Annotated in this window: 21 protein-coding genes; 5 read left to right on the top strand and 16 right to left on the bottom strand. The window is 60.7% G+C overall.

Annotation, left to right across the window (positions count from 1 at the left end):
* The first annotated feature begins 171 nt into the window (after positions 1–171).
* Positions 172–615, top strand: a complete 444-nt coding sequence (locus PSJ8397_RS15225) for a hypothetical protein (protein WP_085865493.1) — start codon at positions 172–174, stop codon at positions 613–615.
* Positions 616–618: 3 nt separating this feature from the next.
* Here PSJ8397_RS15225 and PSJ8397_RS15230 read toward each other — a convergent pair whose 3' ends face one another.
* From PSJ8397_RS15230 to pyrC, 11 genes are all read right to left on the bottom strand, one after another.
* Complete coding sequence (locus PSJ8397_RS15230) at positions 619–1,182, bottom strand: CvpA family protein (RefSeq protein ID WP_085865633.1); 564 nt, start codon at positions 1,180–1,182, stop codon at positions 619–621.
* 39 nt (positions 1,183–1,221) lie between these two features.
* Complete coding sequence (radA, locus tag PSJ8397_RS15235) at positions 1,222–2,589, bottom strand: DNA repair protein RadA (RefSeq protein WP_085865494.1); 1,368 nt, start codon at positions 2,587–2,589, stop codon at positions 1,222–1,224.
* A gap of 82 nt (positions 2,590–2,671) precedes the next feature.
* Positions 2,672–3,151 (bottom strand): paraquat-inducible protein A, encoded by a 480-nt coding sequence (locus tag PSJ8397_RS15240; protein WP_085865495.1) that lies wholly within the window; start codon positions 3,149–3,151, stop codon positions 2,672–2,674.
* A gap of 89 nt (positions 3,152–3,240) precedes the next feature.
* Positions 3,241–3,945 (bottom strand): DNA repair protein, encoded by a 705-nt coding sequence (locus PSJ8397_RS15245; RefSeq protein ID WP_235000796.1) that lies wholly within the window; start codon positions 3,943–3,945, stop codon positions 3,241–3,243.
* A gap of 348 nt (positions 3,946–4,293) precedes the next feature.
* On the bottom strand, positions 4,294–5,040 hold the full coding sequence (locus PSJ8397_RS15255; RefSeq protein ID WP_085865497.1) for an ABC transporter ATP-binding protein: 747 nt from the start codon (positions 5,038–5,040) through the stop codon (positions 4,294–4,296).
* Positions 5,037–5,837 (bottom strand): MlaE family ABC transporter permease, encoded by an 801-nt coding sequence (locus tag PSJ8397_RS15260; protein WP_085865498.1) that lies wholly within the window; start codon positions 5,835–5,837, stop codon positions 5,037–5,039. The genes PSJ8397_RS15255 and PSJ8397_RS15260 overlap by 4 nt, the downstream gene beginning before the upstream one ends.
* On the bottom strand, positions 5,834–6,871 hold the full coding sequence (gene alr / locus PSJ8397_RS15265; protein ID WP_085865499.1) for an alanine racemase: 1,038 nt from the start codon (positions 6,869–6,871) through the stop codon (positions 5,834–5,836). The genes PSJ8397_RS15260 and alr overlap by 4 nt, the downstream gene beginning before the upstream one ends.
* Positions 6,872–7,028: 157 nt before the next feature.
* A complete protein-coding gene (locus PSJ8397_RS15270; RefSeq protein WP_085865500.1) occupies positions 7,029–7,481 on the bottom strand; it encodes a hypothetical protein in 453 nt (150 codons plus the stop codon).
* A 6-nt stretch (positions 7,482–7,487) separates the two neighbouring features.
* Positions 7,488–8,975, bottom strand: a complete 1,488-nt coding sequence (locus PSJ8397_RS15275; protein WP_085865501.1) for a replicative DNA helicase — start codon at positions 8,973–8,975, stop codon at positions 7,488–7,490.
* 200 nt (positions 8,976–9,175) lie between these two features.
* Positions 9,176–9,850: an orotate phosphoribosyltransferase gene (locus PSJ8397_RS15280; RefSeq protein ID WP_085865502.1), complete on the bottom strand. Its 675-nt coding sequence runs from the start codon at positions 9,848–9,850 to the stop codon at positions 9,176–9,178.
* A 76-nt stretch (positions 9,851–9,926) separates the two neighbouring features.
* The gene (gene pyrC / locus PSJ8397_RS15285; RefSeq protein ID WP_085865503.1) at positions 9,927–10,991 is read right to left on the bottom strand and encodes a dihydroorotase; all 1,065 of its coding nucleotides are present in this window, start codon (positions 10,989–10,991) and stop codon (positions 9,927–9,929) included.
* A 118-nt stretch (positions 10,992–11,109) separates the two neighbouring features.
* Here pyrC and PSJ8397_RS15290 point away from each other — a divergent pair, with 118 nt between their 5' ends.
* Positions 11,110–11,391, top strand: a complete 282-nt coding sequence (locus PSJ8397_RS15290; protein WP_085865504.1) for a hypothetical protein — start codon at positions 11,110–11,112, stop codon at positions 11,389–11,391.
* Positions 11,392–11,473: 82 nt separating this feature from the next.
* Here the strand turns inward: PSJ8397_RS15290 and PSJ8397_RS15295 are convergent, their stop codons facing one another.
* Positions 11,474–12,412: a hypothetical protein gene (locus PSJ8397_RS15295; protein WP_085865505.1), complete on the bottom strand. Its 939-nt coding sequence runs from the start codon at positions 12,410–12,412 to the stop codon at positions 11,474–11,476.
* Between the two features lie 100 nt (positions 12,413–12,512).
* Positions 12,513–13,733, bottom strand: a complete 1,221-nt coding sequence (locus PSJ8397_RS15300; protein WP_085865506.1) for an acyl-CoA dehydrogenase — start codon at positions 13,731–13,733, stop codon at positions 12,513–12,515.
* A 109-nt stretch (positions 13,734–13,842) separates the two neighbouring features.
* Here PSJ8397_RS15300 and PSJ8397_RS15305 point away from each other — a divergent pair, with 109 nt between their 5' ends.
* The 3 genes from PSJ8397_RS15305 (at position 13,843) to PSJ8397_RS15315 (ending at position 18,029) form a co-directional block, all read left to right on the top strand.
* A complete protein-coding gene (locus tag PSJ8397_RS15305) occupies positions 13,843–14,742 on the top strand; it encodes an AAA family ATPase (protein WP_085865507.1) in 900 nt (299 codons plus the stop codon).
* A gap of 133 nt (positions 14,743–14,875) precedes the next feature.
* Positions 14,876–16,186, top strand: a complete 1,311-nt coding sequence (locus tag PSJ8397_RS15310; protein WP_085865635.1) for a vWA domain-containing protein — start codon at positions 14,876–14,878, stop codon at positions 16,184–16,186.
* Between the two features lie 28 nt (positions 16,187–16,214).
* Entirely contained in the window at positions 16,215–18,029 is a 1,815-nt protein-coding gene (locus PSJ8397_RS15315) for an ABCB family ABC transporter ATP-binding protein/permease (protein ID WP_085865508.1), read from the top strand.
* Here PSJ8397_RS15315 and PSJ8397_RS15320 read toward each other — a convergent pair.
* The 3 genes from PSJ8397_RS15320 to PSJ8397_RS15330 all read right to left on the bottom strand — a co-directional run bounded on the left by PSJ8397_RS15320 (position 18,026) and on the right by PSJ8397_RS15330 (position 24,247).
* Positions 18,026–19,006, bottom strand: coding sequence for a calcium-binding protein (locus PSJ8397_RS15320; protein WP_085865509.1), 981 nt, complete (start codon positions 19,004–19,006; stop codon positions 18,026–18,028). The two genes, PSJ8397_RS15315 and PSJ8397_RS15320, sit on opposite strands and share 4 nt — an antisense overlap.
* 220 nt (positions 19,007–19,226) lie before the next feature.
* The gene (locus PSJ8397_RS15325) at positions 19,227–23,039 is read right to left on the bottom strand and encodes an efflux RND transporter permease subunit (RefSeq protein ID WP_085865510.1); all 3,813 of its coding nucleotides are present in this window, start codon (positions 23,037–23,039) and stop codon (positions 19,227–19,229) included.
* Entirely contained in the window at positions 23,036–24,247 is a 1,212-nt protein-coding gene (locus PSJ8397_RS15330) for an efflux RND transporter periplasmic adaptor subunit (RefSeq protein ID WP_085865636.1), read from the bottom strand. The genes PSJ8397_RS15325 and PSJ8397_RS15330 overlap by 4 nt, the downstream gene beginning before the upstream one ends.
* Positions 24,248–24,404 lie beyond the last annotated feature (157 nt).

Here is a 24,404-nt window from a genome sequence, read left to right on the forward strand (position 1 = left end):
ATTGGACACGTTGGGCAGCTCCGGTTGCAGGGTGACGTGTTGGGGGCGTCTTAACCCCTTGTTACGATTCTGTCACGGGCTCAGATCGTTCAATTCGCGCTATGCAGTTTGACGGGACCTCGTCTAAGGTTGGGCAAAGATGACGGGCACACAATACGGGGACAATACACTATGATCGGATGGCTTGCTGCGGCTGCAATGGTGGCCAGTTTTTTCCTGCCTTGGGTGTCGCTGTTCGGGACCGATCTGGGGCCTATTGATTTCGCGAATGGCGACGCGCCCGACATCGGGGGATATCCTTGGCGGCTGTATGTGTTGGCGGCCAGCTTCCCCTTTGCAGCCCTTGCGGTGGTCCTGGTCGTGATCCGGCGCAAGGCCGGTTTGGCGATGCTGATCGCCGGTGGCATCCCCGTAGGCCTCATCGCGGAGCCATTGATCCGCGCGGCCGCAGATTGGGGGGACGTTGCACAACAATTGCCTCAACCGACGGTGGGGGATGGCGCACAGGTTTGGGACACCGTGCGTGAATTTATCGGGTTGGGCCTGCCGATTTATGTGGTGGCGGCTTTATTGTTGTTCGTGATCGGGCTGACCCGAACGCTGCGCGGCACCTAAAAGTTACTGGGCAGGGGCGGCGCAGCTGCCGACAAGCTGTTCGTACTGGGTGGTGATCCAGCCCAATGCGGCCTCTGGGTCCTGGTTTTCAACCGAACCTGTCAAGTTGGAGAACACGGCAATCGCGCGGGAGTTTTCGATCATTTCGATGCTCTGCGCTTCGAGAACCGTTTGGTACACAAAGAAGGCGACTGCGACCAAAAGGATGCCGCGCAGCGCCCCGAACAAGAACCCCAGCCCTTGATCCAGCCCCCCCAGCACGGACCGCTGAACGAGGGACGAAAACAGCGGGGTAAAGATTGATGCAATCACCAAAACCACGGCAAACACGGCTGCAAAGGCCGCGATGATGCTCAGTTCACAGCTGTCGCCGATAAACCCGCCGATCACGGGGATTTGGCGCACAAGAGGCGTGACCTGGTCGGCAAAGATGAAAGCCACAAGTGTGGCGATGATCCAGCCTGCGATGGCCAGCGTTTCACGCACCAAACCGCGGCTGTAGGCCAAAAGCGCGGACATCACGATGACAAGGGCAACAATGCCGTCGATAAGGGTGAAATCCGCCATGATCTGTCCGTTCTGCCCCTCGGGGTGCATCAAAAAGGGCTATCTGGCCCCGAAAACCTGTTCCACGAAGGCAAGCAGACCTGGCATTTCGCGCAAGGTGACGCCCCCGTCTCCCCCGCGTTTTGTCCGCACTGGGGTGATGGCGGACGTAAAACCAAGTTTTGACGCTTCTTTCAACCGATTTTCGGTCTGGGGGGCCGGACGCAGCCCGCCGCTGAGGCTGATTTCGCCGAAAATGACGCTTTCTTTGGGCAAGGCCGCGTCCTCGCGGGCGGAAATCAGCGCGGCGGCCACGGCCAGATCGGCGGCCGGTTCGCTGACCCGCAGCCCGCCCGCCACGTTGAGGTAGACGTCAAGGCCGGTGAACGGCACGCCGGCACGGGATTCCAACACGGCCAAGATCATCGCCAGACGAGAGCCATCCCAGCCCACCACCGTGCGGCGCGGCTGGCTGTGGGGCGAGGGCGAGACAAGCGCCTGAAATTCGCACAACATGGGACGCGAGCCTTCGATCCCCGCAAAGACCACCGACCCCGGCGCGGGATCACCGCGTTCGGACAAAAACAACGCGGACGGGTTTTTGACCTCCGCCAGGCCCTTTCCTGTCATTTCAAACACGCCGATCTCATCTGCGGGGCCAAAGCGGTTTTTGACGGCGCGCAGGATGCGGAACTGGTGGCCCCGTTCGCCTTCGAAATACAGGACCGTGTCGACCATGTGTTCGACCACGCGCGGGCCCGCAATGGCGCCTTCCTTGGTGACGTGACCCACCATGACGATGGCGATGCCGCGGGATTTGGCAAACGTCGTGAGCTCATGCGCGGCGGAGCGGACCTGGGAGACGGAGCCGGGGGCGGCCTCAACCGTGTCGAGCCACATGGTCTGGATGGAATCGATGATGACAAAATCGGGCTGTTCGGCCTCAAGCGTGGTGAGGATGTCACGCAGGTTCGTTTCCGAGGCCAGTTTGACGGGGCTTTCGGTGAGGCCAAGACGACGGGCGCGCATCTGAACCTGAGAGGCTGATTCCTCACCCGAGATATAGATGACCTTGAGGCCATTGCGGGCAAAGCGGGCGGCCGCTTGCAACAAGAGCGTGGACTTGCCGATGCCCGGATCGCCGCCCACCAGCAGGGCGGAGGCCTTGACGAGGCCGCCGCCCAAGGTGCGGTCCAACTCATCCACGCCAGACAGCGTGCGGGGCGGTTCTTGTTCTTCGGTGGCCAGATCGGTGAGGGGGATGGCTTTGCCGCGCACGCCGCCCATGGCCTTTTTGGATTTGGGGCCGGAGGAGAGCGGTTTGACCTCCTCAATGGTGTTCCATTCGCCGCAGGTGTCGCAGCGGCCCGACCATTTGGTGGTGGCGGCGTTGCATTTGGAACAGATGAAGGTGGGGTCTTTGGCCATGTTCTTGTTTTGTTTTATTTATGTCTTGCGTGCAAGACGTTTGTACGGCTCGATCTTTGGGGGGTGCTAAAATTCCGGAATTTTAGCGGCCTGTTTCAGACGGTGCGCCGTGAGTTTTTCTGGTCAGATGAAGACGGGCGGTCAGGATGGAGACGGCGATGGAGGCCAGCACGCAGAAGGTGAACAGATAGAGGCCCCAGCCCCCTTCGACCGTGACGCGGCCCGCGCCTTTGACCACCACAACATAAAGCGCGATCAGGAAAATATCGGCCATGGCCAGTTTGCCCAGATAGCCCAGCACGGGCAGGGTGCTGGGTTTCAACAGATCAAAATGCACAAGCGCCAGCCCAATGGTTTTAAGGTAGGGCGCGAAGATGGCGAAGGCGGTGACGATGAGGGCCAGAACCACATCCGAGCCCCAGAGGCTTTGCAGGCCTGATATGACGCTGATTTCGTCCATTCCGAAGATCGGCAGAAGGGCCGCGCGCAACAGGGGCGCGAACCAAGCGATGGGAAACAAGATCAGCAATGTCAGATTGATGATGCGCAGGAATGTCAGCATGGCCCTTATCCGTTTTGAGACACGATGCGGGGGATGACCGACCGAGGCAAGGGCGATTGGTGTAGACGCGCGCACAGTTTACGCGCGGTTTACTCGGCGGCTGGTTTTTGCGGCAGGGGGAGGATGTCGGCGCTTTGCTTGCCAAGGGTGTAGCCCAAGGCGGGCAGTGTTGCCTCCAGCTGTTCTTCCAGCTGGCTCAGCTGGCTGGCGACGACGCTTTCTTCCAGTTCCACCTGTTGGGACCATTTGCGGATGTCGCGCAGGGCGTGGTGGGCTTCGACGATCAGGGTTTGCTGGCGTTCTGCCTCTTCTTGACGTTGGCGCAGGAAGGTTTTGGCACGGGCGACCTTTTCGTCGTTGTAGATGTCGGCCAATTCCCTTGATTGCTGGGACATTTGGGCGGCCAGTTCAAGGATTTGCGGCTCTAGGCTGTCCAGATCGGGGTGGTCGCGCAGATAGGACAGGCGTTCGCGCACGGCGTCGAATTCGCTGCTCATGGTGAAGACGCCGGCACGGTCGGCGGTGTGGCAGGTGTGATAGGCGCGGGCCACGTCTTCCATGGTGATGCGGAAATTGCGGTGGCTGCGTTCCAGCGACATGATGCGGCCTGCGCTGGGCATGAAGAAAAACAGCGACGCGAGGATGACCGTCACGACGATCTGCGTGATCATTCCTGCATTGGGCACGAACAGATCGCCAAAGGTGGCGGTAAACGTCAGCCACGGGGCGGCCCCCATCGCACACGCCAGAGTGTAGCCAATCGCCGCCAGCCCCAAAACCAAGATAAAGGTCATGGACATGGAATGTAGGATACGGTGGCCCGTTGCCACCAAAGACCGATCAGACACTTGCACCCCCAGGTTACTGATTAGATCGTTAACCCTAATCTAAGCAAAAAGTTGCCGATGCCTAAGGGGAAAAACGAAAATATCCCGTTTGCTGCAAGAATTGCTGTTCGTTTTCAGCAAGTTGTTGCTTTGCCGTCGCGGGGCTGAGAACAATCTGCTGTGCGGAGACGTCTTTGTTTCGCGGCATGCCTGGCCATATCTTGATGTGCTGACGGGTATAGATTCGCAGATGAGGTGCGGGGGCAAAGATGTTGGGGTTGCCCCAGACACAGGCGCTGCGATTCGTGTTTAGGTTTAGCGGATCGTTGCAATCGGGCCGTCGGCACGCCCATTTACAAATTGCACGACATGGGGGTCCAGGGCGTCGTTCAAGGTGCCAACGGGCCCTGTCCATTGAATTTTGCCGTCGTGCAGCATTGCCACATCATCTGCAATCGCGTGAACGGACGACATATCATGGGTGATGGTGATCGCGGTTACGCCAAGGTCGGTGACGATGTCGCGGATCAGGGTGTTGATGACGCCCGCCATGATCGGATCAAGGCCTGTCGTGGGTTCGTCAAAGAAGATGATATCGGGGTCGGCGGCAATGGCGCGGGCGAGGCCTACGCGTTTTTGCATGCCGCCAGACAGCTCAGCCGGAAACCTGTCGGCCACATCTTCCCCCAAGCCGACCTGTCGCAATTTGTCGATGGCCGTGGCCCGCGCCTGATCGCGGGGCAGTTTGAGGCGCCCCCGCAGCAGCCTGAAGGCCACGTTTTGCCACACAGGCAGGCTGTCAAACAGGGCCGCGCCCTGAAACAACATGCCGAACCGCGACAGGAACGCGTCGCGGTCGTGGCGCGTGGTGGCGCGCCCGCCCACAGTGATAGTACCGCGGTCGGGCTGGATCAGACCCAGCACCGATTTGATCAGCACGGATTTGCCGGTGCCGGAGCCCCCGATGACCACCATGGAGCGGCCTTGATCCACCGTCAGATCGACCCCTTTGAGGACATGGTTTGGCCCGAAGGATTTATGGATGTTTTCAAAGGTGATCATAGGGAAAAGAAGGCCTCCGTCAGGAGGAAGTTCGCGCCCAGGATCAGAACGGCAGCGGCCACGACGGCGGATTTGGTGGCGCGCCCCACGCCCATGGCCCCGCGCGAGGACGTCATGCCGAAATAGCAGCCCATAAGGGCGGCGATGAAGCCGAAGGCGGCCCCTTTCACGAGGGAGGAGACGATATCAAGCGGTTCGATGAACTGCGCCGTGTTTTGCAGGTAGGCGGCGGCGTTGAACTCCAGCCGCCCGGTGGCCACGATATAGCCGCCGAGGATGCCGATGATGTCGCCCACAGCCACAAGGGCGGGCATCACGAGCGTTGCGGCCAGCACGCGCGGCACGGTGAGGTATTTCATGGGATCGGTGGACAGGGTGACCAGCGCGTCGATCTGCTCTGTCACTTTCATGGTGGCGATTTCAGCGGCGATCGAAGACGTCACGCGGGCCGCGATCATCAGCCCCACCAGGACAGGGCCCAATTCGCGCACCATGCCGATGGCCACGATTTGGGGCACCACGGCTTCGGCTGAAAACCGTGCGCCGCCTGCGTAGATCTGCAAGGCCAGCGCGCCGCCGGTGAACAGCGCGGTCAGGCCGACGACGGGGAGGGAAAAGAACCCGATTTGGACGAGCGCCGTGGCGAATTCGCGGGCGTAGAAGGGGGGGCGCACGAGGTGGGACACCGTGGCGGCTGTGAACAGCGTAACCCGTCCGATTGCGGCCAAAAGGGCCAGGGTCGCCGCCCCCAAGGCGGCCAGACCCGCGGCAGCCAGTCCAACGGCCCCCCGCGTCATCCGCCGGAATAGCGGCGCTGGTAGCGTGCGCCGAGGGATGTGAGGATTTCATAGCCAATGGTGCCCGCATGATCCGCGACGGCGTCAACGGTCTGGTCCGACCCCAGGATCGACAGCACGCCGGGCAATTCGGACAGGTCGGTCACGTCTGCGGTGATCAGGTCCATGGACACACGGCCCACCACCGGGACGGGCTGTGCGCCGTGCCACAGCTGCGCGTGGCCGCCCATGGCGCGGATCAAGCCATCTGCGTATCCCCCTGATACGGTTGCAATTTTTGACGGCCTCTCGGCGGTCCAGCTGTTGGCATATCCGACGGTTTCGCCGGCCTCGACCTCTCGGATCTGGATGACGGGCAGGTCAAGATAGGCCACGGGCTGGGCATCGGCAAAGGGCAGACCGCCGTAGAGGCCCACACCGGGCCGGACGAGATCAAAATGATACTCAGGCCCCAGCAGAATGCCCCCCGTGGCGGCCAGCGACCGCGGCACGGAAATGCCGTCTGTCATCAGGTGAAACTGGTCAAGCTGTTGGCGGTTCATCGGGTGGTCAGGCTCATCCGCGCAGGCCAGATGGGACATCACCAGTCGGCAGTTTTGCGACAGGGCTATTTCAGCAATGCTGGCCCATTCGGCCATCTCAAGCCCCAGACGGTTCATGCCCGTGTCCAGTTGAACCCCGAAGGGATGTTCGGGCAGGCCTTCGAGGTGGCGGGTCAGCTGGCCCACGGTGTTGATCATCGGCGTCAGCATCATGTCGGCGATCATGTCCGTGTCGCCGCGCATGTGGCCCGAGAACACGCAGATCTCAACATTGGGGCCAAGCGCCTGCCGCAGGGCCGCGCCTTCTTCGGCCACAGCCACGAAAAAGCGCCGGACCCCTGCGCGCATCAACGCACGCCCCACCTTATCGGCGCCAAGACCATAGCCATCCGCCTTAACGACCGCAGCCGTTTCGGCGGTTGAACGGGCATCAAGGGCGCGCCAGTTGGTGACCAGCGCATCAAGATCGACGGAAAGAAAACCTGTACTCATGCCGCTTCATGCCAGCCACGGGCATGGGTCGCAAGTGGGGGATGTGGGAGAGCAGGAGATGAGGCGCGCGCGGATCACATTCAGCATCTCCTGCACATGACGGCGAGATCCGGTGCCTCCGGCGGGGATATTTTTGAAACAAAGACACCCCTTGATGTCAGTCACAGGGGGGGACCAGGGCGCACGACAGATCACGGAAGGTGGCAATCAGTTTCGCCACGCTTTCGGTGTCGCCGCGCGGGGCTGAAGTGCTGCAAAAATAGGGCGCGTGTGGCACCATGTCGGACAGATAGACGGAGGCCCAACCGCTGTCCGTGTCGAGGGTCAATTCCGCCGAATACAAAAGGTGATCGACAAAGGCGATGTAGGCGCCGGATGTGTCACTGTCCAAGAGGCGGCAAACATCCTTGGGTTCTGCAAAGTCCGGGTGGGAGACCGCCAAGGACAGATGGCCGCGATAGGCGTCGCGGGCGGCCTGTTCCAGCGCCAGTGTATCGGCAGCGTTCAGCTGTGCACTGACCCCAAAAAGGGCTGCAACAGCGACCACTGCCGTGAGGGCCGCGGCGCAGGCCTCAATCACGGGGGCGTTTCGGGTCAGCCAATTTGGCATGGGGGGCTAGAATTCTTGATCCGAGTTTTGCTGCCACGGTTTGACCAGATTGCCAAAACGGGTGAATTCGGGCGTAAAGCTGAGCTCAACCGTGCCGATGGGTCCGTGACGCTGTTTGCCGATGATGACTTCGGCCTTGCCGTGCAGCTGGGCCATTTTGTCCTGCCATGCGGCCATGGCCTCAAGGTTGTTGTCATCGGGTTTTTCGCGTTCGGTGTAGTATTCGCCCCGGTAAACGAACATCACGACGTCTGCGTCCTGCTCAATCGAGCCGGATTCGCGCAAATCGCTGAGCTGTGGGCGTTTGTCCTCGCGGCTTTCGACCTGACGGCTGAGCTGGGACAGGGCGATGACGGGGATGTTGAGTTCCTTTGCAATCGCCTTGAGGCCCATGGAAATTTCACCGATTTCCTGCACGCGGTTGTCGGATGTCCCGCGCACCAGTTGCAGGTAGTCCACGATCAGCACATCGAGCCCGTGGGTCCGTTTCAGACGGCGCGCCCGGGCGGCCAGCTGGCTGATGGGGATGGCGGCGGTGTCGTCGATGAACAGCGGGCAGGACTCAAGCTGTTTGGCGGCATCCACAAAGCGGCGGAATTCGCTTTCGGTCATGTCGCCTTGGCGGATCTTGTGGCTGGAAATTTCGGAGGCTTCGGCCAGAATCCGGCCCGCCAGCTGTTCGGCCGACATCTCAAGCGAAAAGAAGCCCACGACGCCCCCATCAACAGCCCCTTCGGACCCATCGGTCAGCTTGCCTTTGCGGTACGCCTTGGCGACGTTGTAGGCGATGTTGGTGGCAAGCGAGGTTTTGCCCATAGACGGACGGCCGGCCAGGATCAGCAGGTCAGACTTGTGCAATCCACCCAGTTTTTCGTCCAGATCCACAAGGGCCGTGGGCACACCCGCCAGCCCGCCATCGCGCTGATAGGCGGAGTTGGCGACATTCACAGCCTCGGTCACCGCCTTGAGGAAGGATTGAAAGCCCCCCTCGGAGGTGCCCTGTTCGGCCAGTTTGTAAAGCGCCTGTTCTGCCTCGACGATTTGCTCTTTTGGCTCGGAGGCGACATCGACCTTGGCGGCTTTGGCGGCGATGTCATGGCCCACGCTGATCAATTCGCGGCGCACGCTGAGGTCATAGATCATCTGCGCGTAGTCCCGCGCCGCAAAGGCCGAAATCGCAGCCCCCGCCAGACGGGCCAGATAGGCGGGGCCGCCCAGTTCCTTCAGCCCCTCGTCGTCCTCCAAAAACGCCTTTAGCGTGACAGGAGAGGCGAGGTTGTTTTTGGCAATCCGCGCGGCTGCGGTTTCAAAGATGCGGGCATGGACGGGGTCATAGAAGTGTTCCGGCCCAACGATGGAGGCCACGCGGTCAAAGATGTCATTGTTGGTGAGGATGGCGCCCAAAAGCTGTTGTTCCGCCTCAATCGAATGGGGCGACTGATCGACGTTCGCCTCAGCCGTGCCTGATGCGTTGAAAGTCGTGATTTCGTTCATGCCTCACCCCTATGTTGCCCGATTGTGCCGCGTCCCACCGCAGGCCACTGCCATACAAAGCCCCGACGGGCAGGGCAAATTGTATAAGCTGTGGATAAGCTGTGGGACAAAGTGTGCCACAAAATAAGGCCCGCGGCTAGGTGCTACGGGCCAGATGTGGTGGTTTGGGCGCTCTGCCGCGCTTAATTATTTTGTAAGGTTTAGGCGTGTGCGGCAGACCAGCCCGCCGGATCCTTCAAATAGGCCTCAACCGCATCCAAGGTGGCCGCATCGAAGGAATCGGAGGCCTTCGCCTCAGCCAAGACATCCCACCAGGTGCACAGTGACAGCAGTTGCACACCATGATCGGCCAGTGTCTGTTCCACCCCTTCGAATATCCCGTAATAAAAGATGACGGCGGTCGCGTTGCAGGTGGCGCCTGTTTCGCGAATGGCGTCCACAAAGCTCAGCTTTGATCCGCCGTCTGTCGTCAGGTCTTCGACCAACAACACCCGCTGACCTTCGGTCATCACCCCTTCAATGCGCGCATTGCGGCCATAGCCTTTGGGCTTTTTGCGCACATAGGTCATGGGCAGCGCCAAACGTTCGGCCATCAAGGCGCCAAACGGGATACCTGCTGTCTCACCGCCTGCGACATTGTCAAAGGCCTCAAACCCCACCTCACGCATGACGGTGACGGCCAGAAAATCCATCAAGGTCGTGCGAATGCGCGGAAACGAGATCAGTTTGCGGCAATCCACGTAAGTGGGGGCCTTTTTGCCGGACGCATGGGTGAACGGCTCTTCCGCGTTGAAATCAATCGCGCCAATCTCGATCAACATGCGCGCTGTCAATCGGGCAATTTCGGCTTTGTCTGGAAAGGAGGTGGGGATCATGTGCCTGTCTTCGCTGTTTCAAAAATATGCCCGCCGGAGGCCAAATTCTTATCAAGAATTTGTCTACAGAATTTTTTCAAAATTCTGCTCTCGCCTCGACGCGCCAATGGAGGGGGAAGCCCGGGTCGAAGACGGTGACGGGGCCGTCGCCGGTCTCGATCTGTGCTGGATAATCGACAGGATCGCCCTTGATCAGTGTGATCGTGTCTTCGTTGGGGGGCAGGCCGTAATAGCGTGGACCGGCCAGTGAGGTGAAGTTTTCCAACTTGTCCAAGGCACCCGCTGCGTCAAAAACCTCAGCCAGACATGACAGGGTGTTGGGGGCGGTAAAACAGCCCGCGCAGCCACAGGGCAGATACTTGTTCGCATCCGTGTGTGGCGCGGAATCGGTGCCCAGAAAGAAACGTTTGTCGCCCGAGATCGCCGCCGCCACCAGCGCGATGCGGTGCTTTTCGCGTTTGGCTACGGGCAGGCAATAGTAATGCGGTTTGATCCCACCGGCGAGGATGTGATTGCGGTTGATGATCAGGTGGTGCGTTGTGATGGTCGCCGCCAGATTGGACCGGCTGTCGCGGACATAATCCACGGCATTTTCTGTCGTCACATGTTCCATGATGATCCGCAGGTCGGGCACCTTCTTGCGCATCGGTTTCAGGATGCGGTCGATAAACACGGCCTCACGGTCGAAGATGTCGATATCGCTGTCTGTGACTTCACCGTGCACACACAGGGGCAGGCCGATCTCGGCCATGCGTTCCAGCACCGGACGCACCTTGTCGAAGTCTTTGACGCCGGAGGCCGAGTTTGTCGTCGCCCCTGCCGGGTACAACTTCACCGCTGTAATGATGCCATCCGCGTGGGCGCGGGCCAGATCTTCCGCGTCGGTGTCTTCGGTCAGATAACAGGTCATCAGGGGGCGGAACGGGCTGCCTTCGGGCAAGGTGGCCATGATCCGGTCGCGGTAAGCGCCCGCCTGTGCCCCTGTCACCACGGGCGGCACGAGGTTGGGCATCACGATGGCCCGTCCGAAGTGGGCCGCAGAATACGCAGTCACGGCTTCCATCATTGCGCCGTCACGCAAGTGCAGGTGCCAGTCGTCAGGGCGGCGGAGTGTAAGGCGGTCTATGGCAGTCTTAGGCATATCACCGCCTTACACCGCTTGAGGGAAAGGGGGAAGAGGGTTCCCCTTGCGCCCACTGCGCCCCGTGTTTGATTATCGGCCCAACACCACGTCAAAGACTTTGAAAGGAATGTGTCACATGTTTGGATTTCTCATTGCCGTCGCCGCAGGTGCCGCAACGCCCATGATCGAAGGCCCCGTTGCGCGCCCCATCGCCCGCGCGCTGGGCCAGAACATCGAGGTGCAGGACACCGAAATCCGACTGATTGCCTTTGCTGTGGCGCTTTTTGCAGCAGCCATCTTGGGGTCGGTCTTTGACAGCGGATCAGCCGTGGGCCTGATCGTTGGGGGAACTTTGGGCTATTTTGGCCTGCGTTTGGTGCGTTGGGTGCAGCGGGTCATCGAAGGGCGGCGCGACTAGGTCGCGCGACCTGTGGCATCCGTCCGCCGTTTGGAGGCTGTTCAGGCGACGGGCAGGGGCGAGGGGGCGCAACAGCAGGGCGTCACACTTTGACGCCCTTCGCCTCCAGCTCAGCCAGTTTTTGGGCAAACAGCGGGCGATCATTGTCGCGTGTCATTGCGCGGCAGACCCAGGCCAGCAGACGGGGATGCGTGTCCGATGAGACCAACCTGTCAAACAGCTGACGCATGTATTTGAGGTTGTTGAACCGCGCCCGCCACACGGCACCATAGCGGGCCGGTGTCAGATCGCCCGACATGGCCTGTTCCACCAGATCAGCCCACACGCCCACGTCCATAAATGCACGATCCGCATTCGGCCCCACATGGCGCGCGGTGAGATGGTGCACATGATCTGCATCAAACATCTGCGCATGCACGGCATCTTCCAGAACATCGGGGTCATGGATCACCCACACATCGGAGGCCGTTTCAACCATATCGGGGGCGTAGCCGTAGCGTGTGCTGAAATCCAGACGTCGCGTTTGCGGAAACCGTTTGTCCCAACCAGCGCGATCGGTGTCCAACGTGGCTTGCGGTTGGATCAGCAGCGCCCGTGCATCGGGGGCTGCCACGGAAAAGGCAGCCGCCGCATAGGCCCGCGCGCCTGCGCCGTAAAACAGGATTTGATCGAAATCATCAAAAAACCCGTCGTCGATCATCCGGTCAAAATAGCCGAAAACCGCGTCATGGCGGAACCAATCCTGCCGGTTGTGGGACATCACCGTCAGGCTGGACCAGCCGTGGCTTTGGACGAACTGCCAGCCCAAGGGTGCGTGATTTGCATTGCTTTTATGAACGGTTGGTGCCGCTTCGAACGTCACCAACAGGGTGCGACCGGCATCAATGAAGGCCGCGGAATGATCCGGGCCCAGGGGCTCAAAATGCCCGAATTCCTCGCTGACATCATCCAGCAGGTCGAGCCAGGGCTCAAACGCCAGGTTGGTCAGATCAAACTGAAAGGCGGCACTTATGTCTTTCATCAAACTTTACTCGTACTCAGTGTGATCCCACTCACACCTCGCTTTGTGCGTAAGGAATGCGGCGAAAATGGGCGGGCGATGCGACGTTTTTGCGAAGCCATCAGAAAAACGCCTGAAGGCCCGTTTGCGCGCGCCCCAGGATCAGGGCGTGGACGTCGTGGGTGCCCTCATAGGTGTTGACGGTCTCAAGGTTGACCATATGGCGCATGACGTGGAAGTCGTCCGAGATGCCGTTGCCGCCATGCATGTCACGCGCCGCCCGTGCCACGTCCAGCGCCTTGCCGCAGTTGTTGCGTTTCATCAGGCTGATCATCTCAGGCGCGGCTGTGCCGGCTTCCATCAAGCGGCCCACTTGCAGGGATCCTTGCAGGCCCAGCGAGATGTCCGTTTGCATATCCGCCAGTTTCTTTTGAAACAGCTGCGTTTGTGCCAAAGGTCGGCCGAATTGGTGACGGTCCAGCCCGTAGGTCCGGGCCGCATGCCAGCAGAATTCAGCGGCCCCCATCACACCCCACGAAATGCCGTAGCGCGCGCGGTTGAGACAGCCAAACGGCCCCTTGAGGCCTTGAACATTGGGCAGCAGGGCGTCTTCGCCGACCTCAACCCCGTCCATCACGATCTCACCGGTGATGGAGGCGCGCAGGGACAGTTTGCCGCCGATCTTTGGCGCGCTGAGGCCCGTCATGCCTTTTTCCAGCACAAACCCGCGGATCTTGCCGTCGTGATGGTCGGACTTGGCCCAGACCACGAAGACATCGGCGATTGGGGCGTTGGAAATCCACATCTTGGACCCGGTCAACCGGTAGCCGGTGTCGGTTTTGACGGCCCGTGTTTTCATGCCCGCAGGGTCACTGCCCGCGTCGGGTTCCGTCAGACCAAAACAGCCGATCAGATCGCCTGTGGCCAGCCCTGGCAGGTATTTCGCCTTTTGCGCGTCGGACCCATAGGCGTGGATGGGATACATCACCAAGGACGATTGCACCGACATCATGGACCGGTATCCGCTGTCCACGCGCTCAATCTCGCGCGCAACTAGGCCGTAGGTCACATAGCCCGCGCCGAGGCCGCCATACTCTTCGGGAACGGTCAGCCCTAAAAGGCCCGCGTCGCCCATCTCCTTGAAAATGGCAGCGTCGGTGGCCTCTTCGCGGTAGGCATCGCGCACCCGTGGCTGCAGGCGATCTTGGGCAAAGGTGCGGGCCGCGTCGCGCAGCATGCGTTCGTCTTCGGTCAGCTGATCTTCAAGACGCAGTGCATCGGCCCAGTCGAAGGCGCCCAAATCGGGGCCAAATCCGGTTTTGATCGGGGACGATTCGGTCATTTGAGCACTCCCTTGATTTCGCGTTAATCTAACGCGCCGCCCCCGCTGGGACAATGCACGGCTTGACGCGCGGGGCATAGGGTGCAGCTATGGGACAGGTGAGGGCGATATGAACAGCATTGATGACGTACAATCTCAACTGGGCGGGCAGGGGTATGTGTGCGGACGCGCGCTGGCCACTGTGGTGTATCTGAGCCAAACCTTGGGCCGACCGTTGTTCCTGGAGGGGGAGGCAGGCACCGGCAAAACCGAAATCGCCAAGGCGATTGCTGCGTCTTTGGGGCGCGACCTGATCCGCCTGCAATGCTACGAGGGCCTTGATGCGGCGTCGGCTGTCTACGAATGGAATTTCGCTGAACAGATGATTGCCATTCGCACCGCTGAGGCTGCGGGTGGGGCGGACCGTCGCACACTGAAGTCCGAGCTTTTCACCGAAGACTACCTGATCGAACGCCCGCTGCTGCAGGCCATGCGCCCCCATCCCGCAGGCCCGCCCGTGCTGCTGATCGACGAGATCGACCGCACCGATGCCCCGTTTGAGGCATTCCTGCTTGAGGCGCTGAGCGATTTTCAGGTCACGATCCCGGAACTGGGCACCATCCGCGCGCCCCAGCCACCGATTGTGATCCTGACGTCAAACCGCACCCGCGAGGTCCACGACGCGCTGAAACGTCGGTGTCTTTATCATTGGGTGGATTACCCTGATTTTGACCGCGAAATGGATATCCTGGCGGCGCGCGTGCCTGAGGCGCAGGAAACGCTCAGCCGTGAGGTCGTGGCCTTTGTCCAACGTCTGCGCGGCGCCGATTTGTTCAAAACGCCAGGGGTGGCGGAAACCATCGACTGGGCCAAATGCCTGCTGGCGCTGGATGTCGTGACGCTCTCGCCTGAGGTGATCAGCGACACCATCGGCGCGATCCTGAAATACCAAGACGACATTCAGGCGCTGCAAGGGTCCGCCGCCAAAAAACTGCTGGATGAGGCCCGCGCCGACCTCTCCCCCGCATGATCTGTCTTTGTTTCATAAATATCCCGGGGGAGGCCCGTAGGGCCGGGGGCAGAGCCCCCAGAAACATCGCGTGCAGAGCCCCCAAAAACGTCGCGTGCAGAACCCCCAACAATATCGCGTGCAGCGCCCCCTGATGGTTGCCCTTCCGCCCCTCGATATTCCCGAAGACGGCGCATTGGCCCGCAACATCACCCACTTTGCCCGCGCCCTGCGGCGGGCAGGGATCCCCATTGGTCCGGCGCGCACCGTGGATGCCATCGCAGCCGTGGCTGCGGCGGGCTTCACGAAACGTGAGGATTTTTTCCACACGTTGCAGGCCTGTTTCGTCAGCAAACCCGATCACCGCGCGGTCTTTGCGCAGACGTTCCGGCTCTATTGGCGCGATCCGCAGTACCTTGAACACATGATGTCTTTGCTGATCCCACAGGTGCAGGGGCTGCAAGACGACCGGCGCGCGGCCCCCGCGGAAAAACGCGCAGCACAGGCGCTTTTGGACCAGACCGATCCGATCACGCCAGAGACGGCAAAAGAGGACGCCGAGACGGAGATCGACATCGACGCGTCCCATACAATGTCCACACAAGACGTGCTGCGCACGCTGGATTTTGAGCAGATGTCAGCGCCCGAGATGGCCGAGGCCCTGCGGCTTTTGTCCAAGCTGACCTTGCCTGTGACGCCCGTCCCCTCGCGGCGCACTGTGCGGGGTGTGGGCCCTTTGCCCGATTGGCGTGAAACACTGCGCCGGGCCAATCGGCAGGGCGGCGAGATCCGCGCCTTTGTCACCCGCCGAAAACGCATTCAGCCCCCCGATCTGGTGGTGCTGTGCGATATTTCGGGATCCATGTCCGCCTACAGCCGCGCGGTGCTGCATTTCGCCCATACCTTGGCCAACAGCCGGACAGAACACTGGGGTCAGCTGCATGCCTTCACCTTTGGCACGACGCTGACGAACATCACCCGCCACCTGCGGACCCGCGATGTGGATGCAGCACTGGCCGCGGCCGGTGCGCAGGCGCAGGATTGGGAAGGCGGCACGCGGATCGGGCATTGCGTCGACCGGTTCAACCGCGATTGGGCGCGGCGCATTTTGGGGCAGGGCGCGGTTGTCGTGCTGATCACCGATGGTCTGGACCGTGACGCGGGCGACACCTTGGGGGCCGCGATGAGGCGGCTGTCGCTGACGGCACGGCAGGTCATCTGGCTGAACCCGCTGTTGCGCTGGGCGGATTTTGCCCCCAAAGCGCGCGGCATCCGCACCATGCTGCCCCATGTGAATACGTTTCGCGCAGGCCACAACATCGCGTCGCTTGAAGGGCTGGCGGCGGCCCTGTCTGACCCCCGCGACACAGGCGACAAGACCCGCATGATGGCCCTGATCAAGGCGGATGATGCGGCCCCCAAAGACACCTTGGGCTGGCAATGGGACCAATCGGGGCCTAAGTAACAGCAGCCGACGCCAAGAAAGAGCACCGATGCGCAGCCTCAGCCCGACCTCCGCCAACCTCAATGATCATCAAGTGCAGGGCTGGAAGGTCGTCAAAAAGGTGGCACCCTACCTGTGGCCGGACGATCAGCCTTGGGTGAAACGCCGGGTCGTGGCGGCCCTGATCGTGCTGTTCATTGCGAAACTGATCGCGGTGGGTACTCCGATTTTTTACAAGAACGCGGTGGATGCGCTGGCCGGTGAAGGTTCGGGCTGGCTGGTCGCGGTGGGGGCTGTGGGTCTGACGGTTGCCTACGGGATGGCGCGTTTGCTGAATGTCGGATTTCAACAGCTGCGCGATGTGATCTTTGCCCGCGTGGGTCAGCGGGCACTGCGCGCGCTGGCGTTGGAAACCTTCACCCATATCCACCGGCTGTCCCTGCGCTATCACATCACGCGCAAAACCGGCGGGCTGAGCCGGATCATCGAGAGGGGCGTCAAGGGCGTGGAATTCCTGCTGCGGTTCTTGCTGTTTTCCATCGGGCCGCTTGTGCTTGAATTGTTGATGATTTCGGTCGTTTTGTTTTTCTTGTTTGATGTCTGGTACTTGGCGGTCGTCGTGGGGACCATCGCGCTGTATATCTGGTTCACATTCACGGTCACCGAATGGCGCGTGAAGATCCGAAAGGAGATGAACGACCAAGACACAGACGCCAACCAAAAGGCCATCGACAGCCTGCTGAATTTCGAGACGGTGAAATATTTCGGGGCCGAAACCCGTGAGGCGGACCGTTATGACGTCGCGATGGCCGGTTATGAAAAGGCTGCCCTGAAAACATCCTATTCGCTGGCGTTTTTGAACTTCGGCCAATCGCTGTTGATCACCGGCGGGCTGGTCGCGGTCATGGTTATGGCCGCAATCGGCGTGCAGAATGGCGCGCTGACCGTGGGTGATTTTGTCATGGTGAACGCCTACATGATCCAGATCACCATGCCGCTGAATTTCCTTGGCACCGTGTATCGCGAAATCCGTCAGGCGCTGGTTGATATGGGGGAGATGTTTACCCTGCTGGAACAACCTGCCGAGGTCAAAGACCGTGAGGGCGCGGCCCCTTTGAACGTCACTGGTGGGGAGGTTCGGTTCGACGATGTGGTCTTTGGCTACGACGCGGAACGCCCGATCCTGAAGGGCGTCAGCTTGGCCGTGCCTGCGGGGCAGACGGTGGCGATTGTGGGATCATCGGGGTCGGGGAAATCGACCTTGGGGCGGTTGTTGTTCCGGTTTTATGACGTGGGCGCGGGGGCGATCACCATCGATGGCCAAGACATTCGCGATGTGACCCAAGACAGCCTGCATGACCGTATCGGCGTGGTGCCGCAGGACACCGTGCTGTTCAACGACACCATCCGGTATAACATCGCCTATGGCCGGGATGGGGCCCGTTTTGAGGACATCGTTGCCGCCGCGAAGGCCGCGAAAATCCACGACTTTATAGAAAGCCTGCCTGAGGGATATGAGACCGCTGTGGGCGAGCGTGGCCTGAAACTGTCAGGCGGCGAAAAGCAGCGGGTGGGCATTGCGCGCACGTTGCTGAAGAACCCGCCGATCCTGATTTTGGACGAGGCGACAAGCGCGCTGGATACGGACACTGAGCTGGAAATTCAAAACGAACTCAAGGCGATGGGGCAGGGCCGGACGGTGCTGACCATTGCCCACCGGCTGTCGACGATTGCCGATGCGGACCGGATCGTTGTGTTGGAAAACGGTGTGATCGTGGAAGAGGGCAGCCATGATGCGCTGCTTGAGGCCGAAGGGCGCTATGCGCAGTTGTGGAACCGCCAGCAGCAAGATGAGGCGGCTTAACCCCCGTTTGGCCTTGCCTCGATCGAAAGGTTCGCGGCATTCAAATCGGACGACTGGGTGTTGAGGATCAGCGCATAGTCATTGCCGTCAATCGACACCATCACCGACCCGTCGTCGCGGTCTTCGTATGTGATGTCCCCAAACGTAGGGTTGCCCAACCCATAGGCCGTCAATTCGATCATGTCTTCGTCCGGGTTGAAGTCAGCGATGACCACAGGCTCGAACACGTCCACGGTACTCGCTCTGGTGATTGTGGCTAGTGTGTCTTCGCCTTCGCCCCCAAAAAGGGTCGATCCGTTGACGGCAAATACGCGGTCGTTGCCTTCGCCGCCATACAAGGTATCGGGGGCGGCAAGGTCATTATACCTGATTTCCGTTTCCAAAGACGGCGCTGACATAATCTGATCGTCGCCCGTGCCGCCATAAACGATGTCGGCCCCCACGCGGGTCGAGATATTATCGTTCCCGGATCCACCATAAATGGTGTCATCATCCGTGATCCCGCCGAAAACTTCGGTGCCGAAGATGGTAGCGTCTCCGATCAGATCATTGCCGCTGCCGCCATGCACTTCGTCATCGCCAAAACGAGTTGCAATCCAGTCGTTTCCCGCGCCGCCGTAGGCTGTGGCTTCGTCTTCCCCGTCGCGAAGGCTAGAATTATATATAACGATCGTGTCCGCATCGTTGCCACCAAATATGATGTCTTGTCCGCCCTCGCTCCTTAGATAGTCGCTGCCTTCGCCGCCAAAGAGCGTGGAGTTTCCATAGCCTTCAAGGATGTCATCGTCACCATCCAACCCATAGACCAGGAGGTCATCGTTGGTTTTGTCTTCCAGAAAGTCATTTTGGTCTGTCAATTCGGTGGGAGGCGGAGTGTCGTCGATGGGCGCATCCTCGGTGGTATTGTCGGTGCTGTCGAAAACATCCAACACCAAGCCAACGCCAAAAGCCGCGCCAAGTAATAAAATCAATTCCATCGTCACACTCCATTACCTTTACGCAATATGGTGTACGACTGGGCTGGAAAAATCAAATAAATTAGGCAGTTCCGGCAGAGCAGCGTAGAAGTCGCGACGCGCCTGACGGTACAGACCGCGGCCTGTCGCAACATCGCAAGGCTTGAGTGGTGGGAAGGACGCGCGGCAAAGGGGTGTGCAGGTCTGGCAAAAAGGGCGGCCCATTGGAACCGCCCTTTCTTTACTCGGCCGCCTGAAGGGGCGGGTGGGGTCTGTCCGGGGTATTGTCCCCGTCGTCAGATGCCTCCGGTTCGACATTGGCGTCCAGCTCCGTCACGTCATGGGGGGCGTCGGGGTCGCCCCAGATGATCTCGGGCGCTTTGACGCGTTTGGCGTCGCGGGCCAGTGCCCAGTCACGGGCGGCACGGCTGGACCGGCCCATGGACAGTTTTGCCAGCAGTTGGCCCAACCACCGCGCATAGGTCGTGACCCAGACACGCAGCGCCAACATCGAAGGCGTGAAGATCAACGTCAGCACCGTCGCGATGCCAAGGCCAAAGACCACCGCCGTGGCCAGCTGTTTCCACCAGAGCGATGTAGGGCTGTCGACGCTGTAGCCACCGCCAATAAAGTCGAGCGAGAGGCCGAACATCATCGGTGCCAGACCGGCCATGGTGGTGATTGTGGTCAATAGAACAGGGCGGATGCGGTCCTCTGCCGTGCGGGTGATGGCCTCCGTCCGCGGCATGTAGCGTTCATATTCCTGATAGGTGTCGATCAGAACGATGTTGTTGTTCACCACGATGCCCGCAAGCGCCACGATGCCCGTGCCTGTCATGATGATCGAGAACGCCTGATCCATGACCAACATGCCGATCAGAACACCGGTGGTGGACAGCACCACCGCCAGCAGCACCAGAACGGAGTTGTAGATGGAGTTGAACTGCGCCAGCAGGATGATGAACATCAACGCCAGTGCGCCCATGAAGGCGGTCGCGAGGAAGGCCCCGGATTCCGCCTGATCCGCCTGATCGCCGGTCCATTGATAGTTGACGGAGGCGGGCAGGGGCAGGGTGTCCAGCCATGCGGTCAACACCTCAATCCGTTCATTGCCGTTGATCACAACCGGTGTGGCGTCGCCGTCGCTGATCGCCTGCTGCACCGCATCGACGGAGGCGGCGTCGATCAACGTCACCAGTTCCAACACGTCGCCGCCTGTGGTTTCCACGGTTGCGCTGCCATCTGCGGCGACCTCACCCTCAGCCAGGCTGCGGAAGATGCCCAAGGTGGACACATCGTCGCCTTCGCCGGTAGTGAATTTCGTCAGGCCCGGCAGAACGTCCGCTTTGACGTCGAAATAGCGCGCCTGATCAATGCGGTTGATTTCGGCCAGTTTGGGGACCGGCGTGCGGGTGATGAAGTTTGACAGGGGCACAAGGCCGCCGTTGGTGCGCACGCGCAGGCTGTCGAGGGTGGACAGCACCCGGTCTGCCTCAGGCAGGCGCACGCGGATCTCGATCTCTTCATCCGATGTGTCGACGCGCATGGTGTCGAGCAGAATGCCGCGTGTGACCAGCTGCACCATGCCGCCAACGGTCGCCACGTCCGCGCCAAAACGGCCCGCCTTTTCCACGTCGACGTCAATTTGCCAGTCGATGCCGGGCAGGGGGCGGCTGTCTTCGATCAGGGTTAGACCGGTGGTCTGTTCGAACTGGGCGCGGGCGATGGCGGTGCCCTCGATCAGTTCGGGCCAGTTTTCGCCGGACAGGCGCAGGTGGACGGGCTTGGCCGCCGCAGGCCCACGAGAGAGGTTGAGGATTTCCGTGCGGATGCCTGGCAAGGTCTCAAGCTCAGCCGTGAGGCGTTCGAGGACGAGATCGCCGTCCAGCGTTGCCAGATCGATGTCATTGGCACGGGCAAAGGCGGGGCGGTCATCCCACGGCACCAGTTCCAGCTGCAGCTGGCCGATGGTGTCGCGCGGGCCTTCGCCGCCGCCGGTGTTCTGGTTCAGACCACCCGCACCGGCAAAGGCAAAGACGGACTGGATGCCGGGTTCGGCGAGGGCAATCGCCTCGGCCTGGGCGACGATGTCGTCTTTTTCATCGATGCTGAGGTTGCCGCGGGCCTGTACATAGACAATCGCCTGTTCCGGTTCGGATTCCACGAAGAATTCGACGCCGTTGTTGTTCTGGCCAAAGTACGTGAACACAAACATGACCGAGCCCACGACCGCCCCGATGGCCACGATCGGCATGATCGGGTTGCCGGAGATGAAGTGGATCAGGTGGCCAAAGATCGAACGGCGGTAGCCTGCGCGGATGCGGCGCTGCTGACGTTCGATACGGGCGGCCCCCACCGTGATGGACACGGCAATTGCGCCCGCAAGAAACAGGATCATACCGGGCAGGGCGGCGAAAAAGCCGCCTTGCACCTGTTCGCCGGTGAAATAGCCCGGGTTCAACGTGAGCATCGCGCCGGTGAAGACCAACATGATCGCAGGCGCAATCAGGAGGGCGCGGATGATCCAAGGCAGACGCGCCTTGAGAACATTTGACGCCCCCGCAAAGGCGTTGGACAACCGCCCCGTCACACCGCCCATAACGGGCAGATAGATCAGCGCCACGACAAGGGACGCCGACAGCACGAAGATGATCGTGACCGGCAACATGCCCATGAATTGGCCAGGCACACCGGGCCAGAACAGCATCGGCAGGAAGGCGCACAGCGTTGTGGCGGTGGAGCTGACGATGGGCCAGAACATGCGTTTGGCGGCGTCTGTGTAGGCCTCCATCGGGCCTGCCCCTTCGGACATGCGTTTGTCGGCGTATTCGACCACCACAATGGCCCCGTCGACAAGCATACCCACAGCCAGAATGAGGCCGAACATCACGATGTTCGAAATTGTCACACCCATGACTGCAAGGAAGGCAAAACACAGCAGGAACGACGTCGGGATCGCAAAACCCACCAAGAGCGCAGGCCGCGTGCCAAGGGCGGCCAGCACCACGATCATCACCAGCGCGATGGCCGTCAGAACGGATCCTTCAAGCTGGCGCACCATGCTGTCCACGTTGCGGGACTGGTCATTGCTGACGCCCACTTGCACGGCATCACGCAGGTCTTGCGGCCAGGTGGCAACTTCGGCGTCGACGACCTCTTTCACCTCGGCGGCGGTGTCGATCAGGTTGAAGCCGCGACGTTTGACCACCTGCAGGGCCACGGTGGTTGTGCCGTTGAACCGCGCGGTGCTGGTGCGGTCTTCGAATGTCAGGCGGATTTCGGCCAGATCGCCAAGGGTGATCACGCGGTCGCCATTTGTCTTGACGGGCAGGCTGTAGATGTCGCGGGGTTCATCAAAGCTGGAGGGGATCTTGACCGCGAACGACCCTTGATCCGTCTCAACCTCACCCGCCGCGATCAGCAGGTTGTTTTGGGTGACGACGTTTATCAACTCACCGGCGGTGACGTTGTAGGCCTCAAGTTTCAGGGGGTCGATGATGACTTCGATCATCTCATCGCGCTGACCTGTGAGGGAGGCCTCAAGCACGCCGTCAATGCCCTCGACCGCCTCTTGCAGGTCTTCAGCCACGCGGATCAACGTGCGTTCGGGCACGTTGCCGGTCAGGTTGACGATGACGATGGGAAATTCGGAGAAGTTGATTTCGTTGATGGAATAATTGTCCGCGCCTGCAGGAAACTGGCCTTCGGCGGCGTTCATGGCGTCACGGATGTCGGCCATGGTGTCGGTCTTGTTCCAGCCGAAATCGAATTCCAGCGCCACACCGGCATAGCCTTCGGAGGCGGTGGCGGTCATCTCAAGCAGGCCGTCGATATCCTGAAGCTGTGCCTCCATTGGTTTGACCAGCAACGTCTCGGAATCCTCGGCCGAGATGCCGGGGAAGGGGACAGAGACGAAGATCACGGGGATCTCAATATCCGGCTCACCCTCTTTGGGCAGACCCACATAGGCGTAGGCCCCCGCAAGCAGGGACAGCACGATAAACGCAATCACCATCCGCGCGCGGGCGGCGGCGGTATCGACGAGTCTGATCATCCTTCTGCCTCCTCATAGGTCGGGATTACGGGCACGCCGTCGGTGACGTATTCCTGACCGACCACAATCACATCCACGGTTTCGGGCAGGCCCGTGACCCAGATGCCATCAATGGTGTCGCGCAACACGCCTACGGGCATGAACCGTGCCACATCGCCTTCGTCCACAACGCGGATGCCGATGTTGCCATCGTTGTCCAATGTCATGGCGGAGGCGGGCAGCAGATGTGCCTTGCGCCCGTCGGAGGCCACAAGAATTTCCGCCGTCTGCCCATCGCCGATGGCCAGATCGTCATTGGGCACCGCGATTTCCACGCGGAAGGTGCGGGTTTCATCATCGGCGGAGCGGGACAGGAACGTCACCTCGCCCACGACCTCTTGCCCGGATGTCAGGCGGGCCCCTGCGCGGGCACCCACGGTCACTTGGGACACGCTGTCTTCAGGCACAAAGCCCACCAGTTTGATGGGGTTGAGTTGAATGATCGTCGCGCAGGGCGCGCCGGGCTGCATCAGTGAGCCGAGTTCGGCGGTGTCGGATTCCAGAAGGCCTGCGAAGGGTGCCGTGATGTTGAGACGTTCCATTTCACGCTCAGCTGCGGCCACGGCGGCTTGGGCGGATTCGATACCGGCCTGCGCGGAGGTCACCTGAGAGGTCGCGCGCTGCACGCCTGCGTTGGCGGCTTCAAGGGCGGCCTCGGCGCTTACAAGGCGGGTTTCGGAGGCGAACCCATCCTGGCTGAGGGTGCGGGCCGCGTTGACGTTGATCTCAGCCTCGCGGACGCGGGCCTGCGCCTCGGCCACGGCGGCCTGGGCCTCTGGCACGCGGCCTTGCGCCTCCGTCAGGCGGGCGCGGGCCTCGGCCAGGGATGATGCCCGCGTGCCGGGGTCCAGCTGACACATCAGCTGGCCTTCTTCGATCGTGGCACCTTTGCGGATCGGCTCAGAGATCACCTGACCCGATGTTTCAGACGCAACCGTCACCTGACGCGCGGCTTCGGTGCGGCCGCGCAGGATCACGGCGCTGTCCACGGTTTCGGCCACAGAGGTGCGGGCCACGACGCTGACGGGGTCGATTGTGTCCACCTGAGGCGGGGTGTCATCGGTGTCGGGGGCGACCTGCGCGAATGCCAAAAGCTGTTCACGTTCAAAAACGAGAGCATAGAGCGTCAGCGACACGATGATCGCAGTGAAGAGGGGCATGATACGCATGTAGCAACTTTCGAAATAGATGTCGTCGACCGGCAAGTATGTTCTGTGACGTACAAAATCTACGCTAAACTGACCAGTTCAGATTAAAGAATTATTGCCGCAGGTGCAACATGAAGATGTAAAACGTATTTACATGTGCAAATTGGTGAATTTTTGA

Source organism: Pseudooctadecabacter jejudonensis (assembly GCF_900172275.1).
In the GTDB taxonomy this organism is placed as follows: Bacteria; Pseudomonadota; Alphaproteobacteria; order Rhodobacterales; family Rhodobacteraceae; genus Octadecabacter; species Octadecabacter jejudonensis.

Bases quoted from the DNA above. Each gene is read 5' to 3' on its own strand.
- PSJ8397_RS15290 (WP_085865504.1), top strand. From the start codon at position 11,110: ATGTTTGGATTTCTCATTGCCGTCGCCGCAGGTGCCGCAACGCCCATG.
- PSJ8397_RS15225 (WP_085865493.1), top strand. From the start codon at position 172: ATGATCGGATGGCTTGCTGCGGCTGCAATGGTGGCCAGTTTTTTCCTG.
- PSJ8397_RS15230 (WP_085865633.1), bottom strand. From the start codon at position 1,182: ATGGCGGATTTCACCCTTATCGACGGCATTGTTGCCCTTGTCATCGTG.
- PSJ8397_RS15240 (WP_085865495.1), bottom strand. From the start codon at position 3,151: ATGCTGACATTCCTGCGCATCATCAATCTGACATTGCTGATCTTGTTT.
- PSJ8397_RS15245 (WP_235000796.1), bottom strand. From the start codon at position 3,945: ATGACCTTTATCTTGGTTTTGGGGCTGGCGGCGATTGGCTACACTCTG.
- PSJ8397_RS15310 (WP_085865635.1), top strand. From the start codon at position 14,876: ATGGTTGCCCTTCCGCCCCTCGATATTCCCGAAGACGGCGCATTGGCC.
- PSJ8397_RS15325 (WP_085865510.1), bottom strand. From the start codon at position 23,039: ATGATCAGACTCGTCGATACCGCCGCCGCCCGCGCGCGGATGGTGATT.
- radA (WP_085865494.1), bottom strand. From the start codon at position 2,589: ATGGCCAAAGACCCCACCTTCATCTGTTCCAAATGCAACGCCGCCACC.
- PSJ8397_RS15305 (WP_085865507.1), top strand. From the start codon at position 13,843: ATGAACAGCATTGATGACGTACAATCTCAACTGGGCGGGCAGGGGTAT.
- PSJ8397_RS15260 (WP_085865498.1), bottom strand. From the start codon at position 5,837: ATGACGCGGGGGGCCGTTGGACTGGCTGCCGCGGGTCTGGCCGCCTTG.
- PSJ8397_RS15295 (WP_085865505.1), bottom strand. From the start codon at position 12,412: ATGAAAGACATAAGTGCCGCCTTTCAGTTTGATCTGACCAACCTGGCG.
- PSJ8397_RS15300 (WP_085865506.1), bottom strand. From the start codon at position 13,733: ATGACCGAATCGTCCCCGATCAAAACCGGATTTGGCCCCGATTTGGGC.
- PSJ8397_RS15320 (WP_085865509.1), bottom strand. From the start codon at position 19,006: ATGGAATTGATTTTATTACTTGGCGCGGCTTTTGGCGTTGGCTTGGTG.
- PSJ8397_RS15275 (WP_085865501.1), bottom strand. From the start codon at position 8,975: ATGAACGAAATCACGACTTTCAACGCATCAGGCACGGCTGAGGCGAAC.
- PSJ8397_RS15330 (WP_085865636.1), bottom strand. From the start codon at position 24,247: ATGCGTATCATGCCCCTCTTCACTGCGATCATCGTGTCGCTGACGCTC.
- PSJ8397_RS15255 (WP_085865497.1), bottom strand. From the start codon at position 5,040: ATGATCACCTTTGAAAACATCCATAAATCCTTCGGGCCAAACCATGTC.
- alr (WP_085865499.1), bottom strand. From the start codon at position 6,871: ATGAGTACAGGTTTTCTTTCCGTCGATCTTGATGCGCTGGTCACCAAC.
- PSJ8397_RS15270 (WP_085865500.1), bottom strand. From the start codon at position 7,481: ATGCCAAATTGGCTGACCCGAAACGCCCCCGTGATTGAGGCCTGCGCC.
- PSJ8397_RS15315 (WP_085865508.1), top strand. From the start codon at position 16,215: ATGCGCAGCCTCAGCCCGACCTCCGCCAACCTCAATGATCATCAAGTG.
- PSJ8397_RS15280 (WP_085865502.1), bottom strand. From the start codon at position 9,850: ATGATCCCCACCTCCTTTCCAGACAAAGCCGAAATTGCCCGATTGACA.
- pyrC (WP_085865503.1), bottom strand. From the start codon at position 10,991: ATGCCTAAGACTGCCATAGACCGCCTTACACTCCGCCGCCCTGACGAC.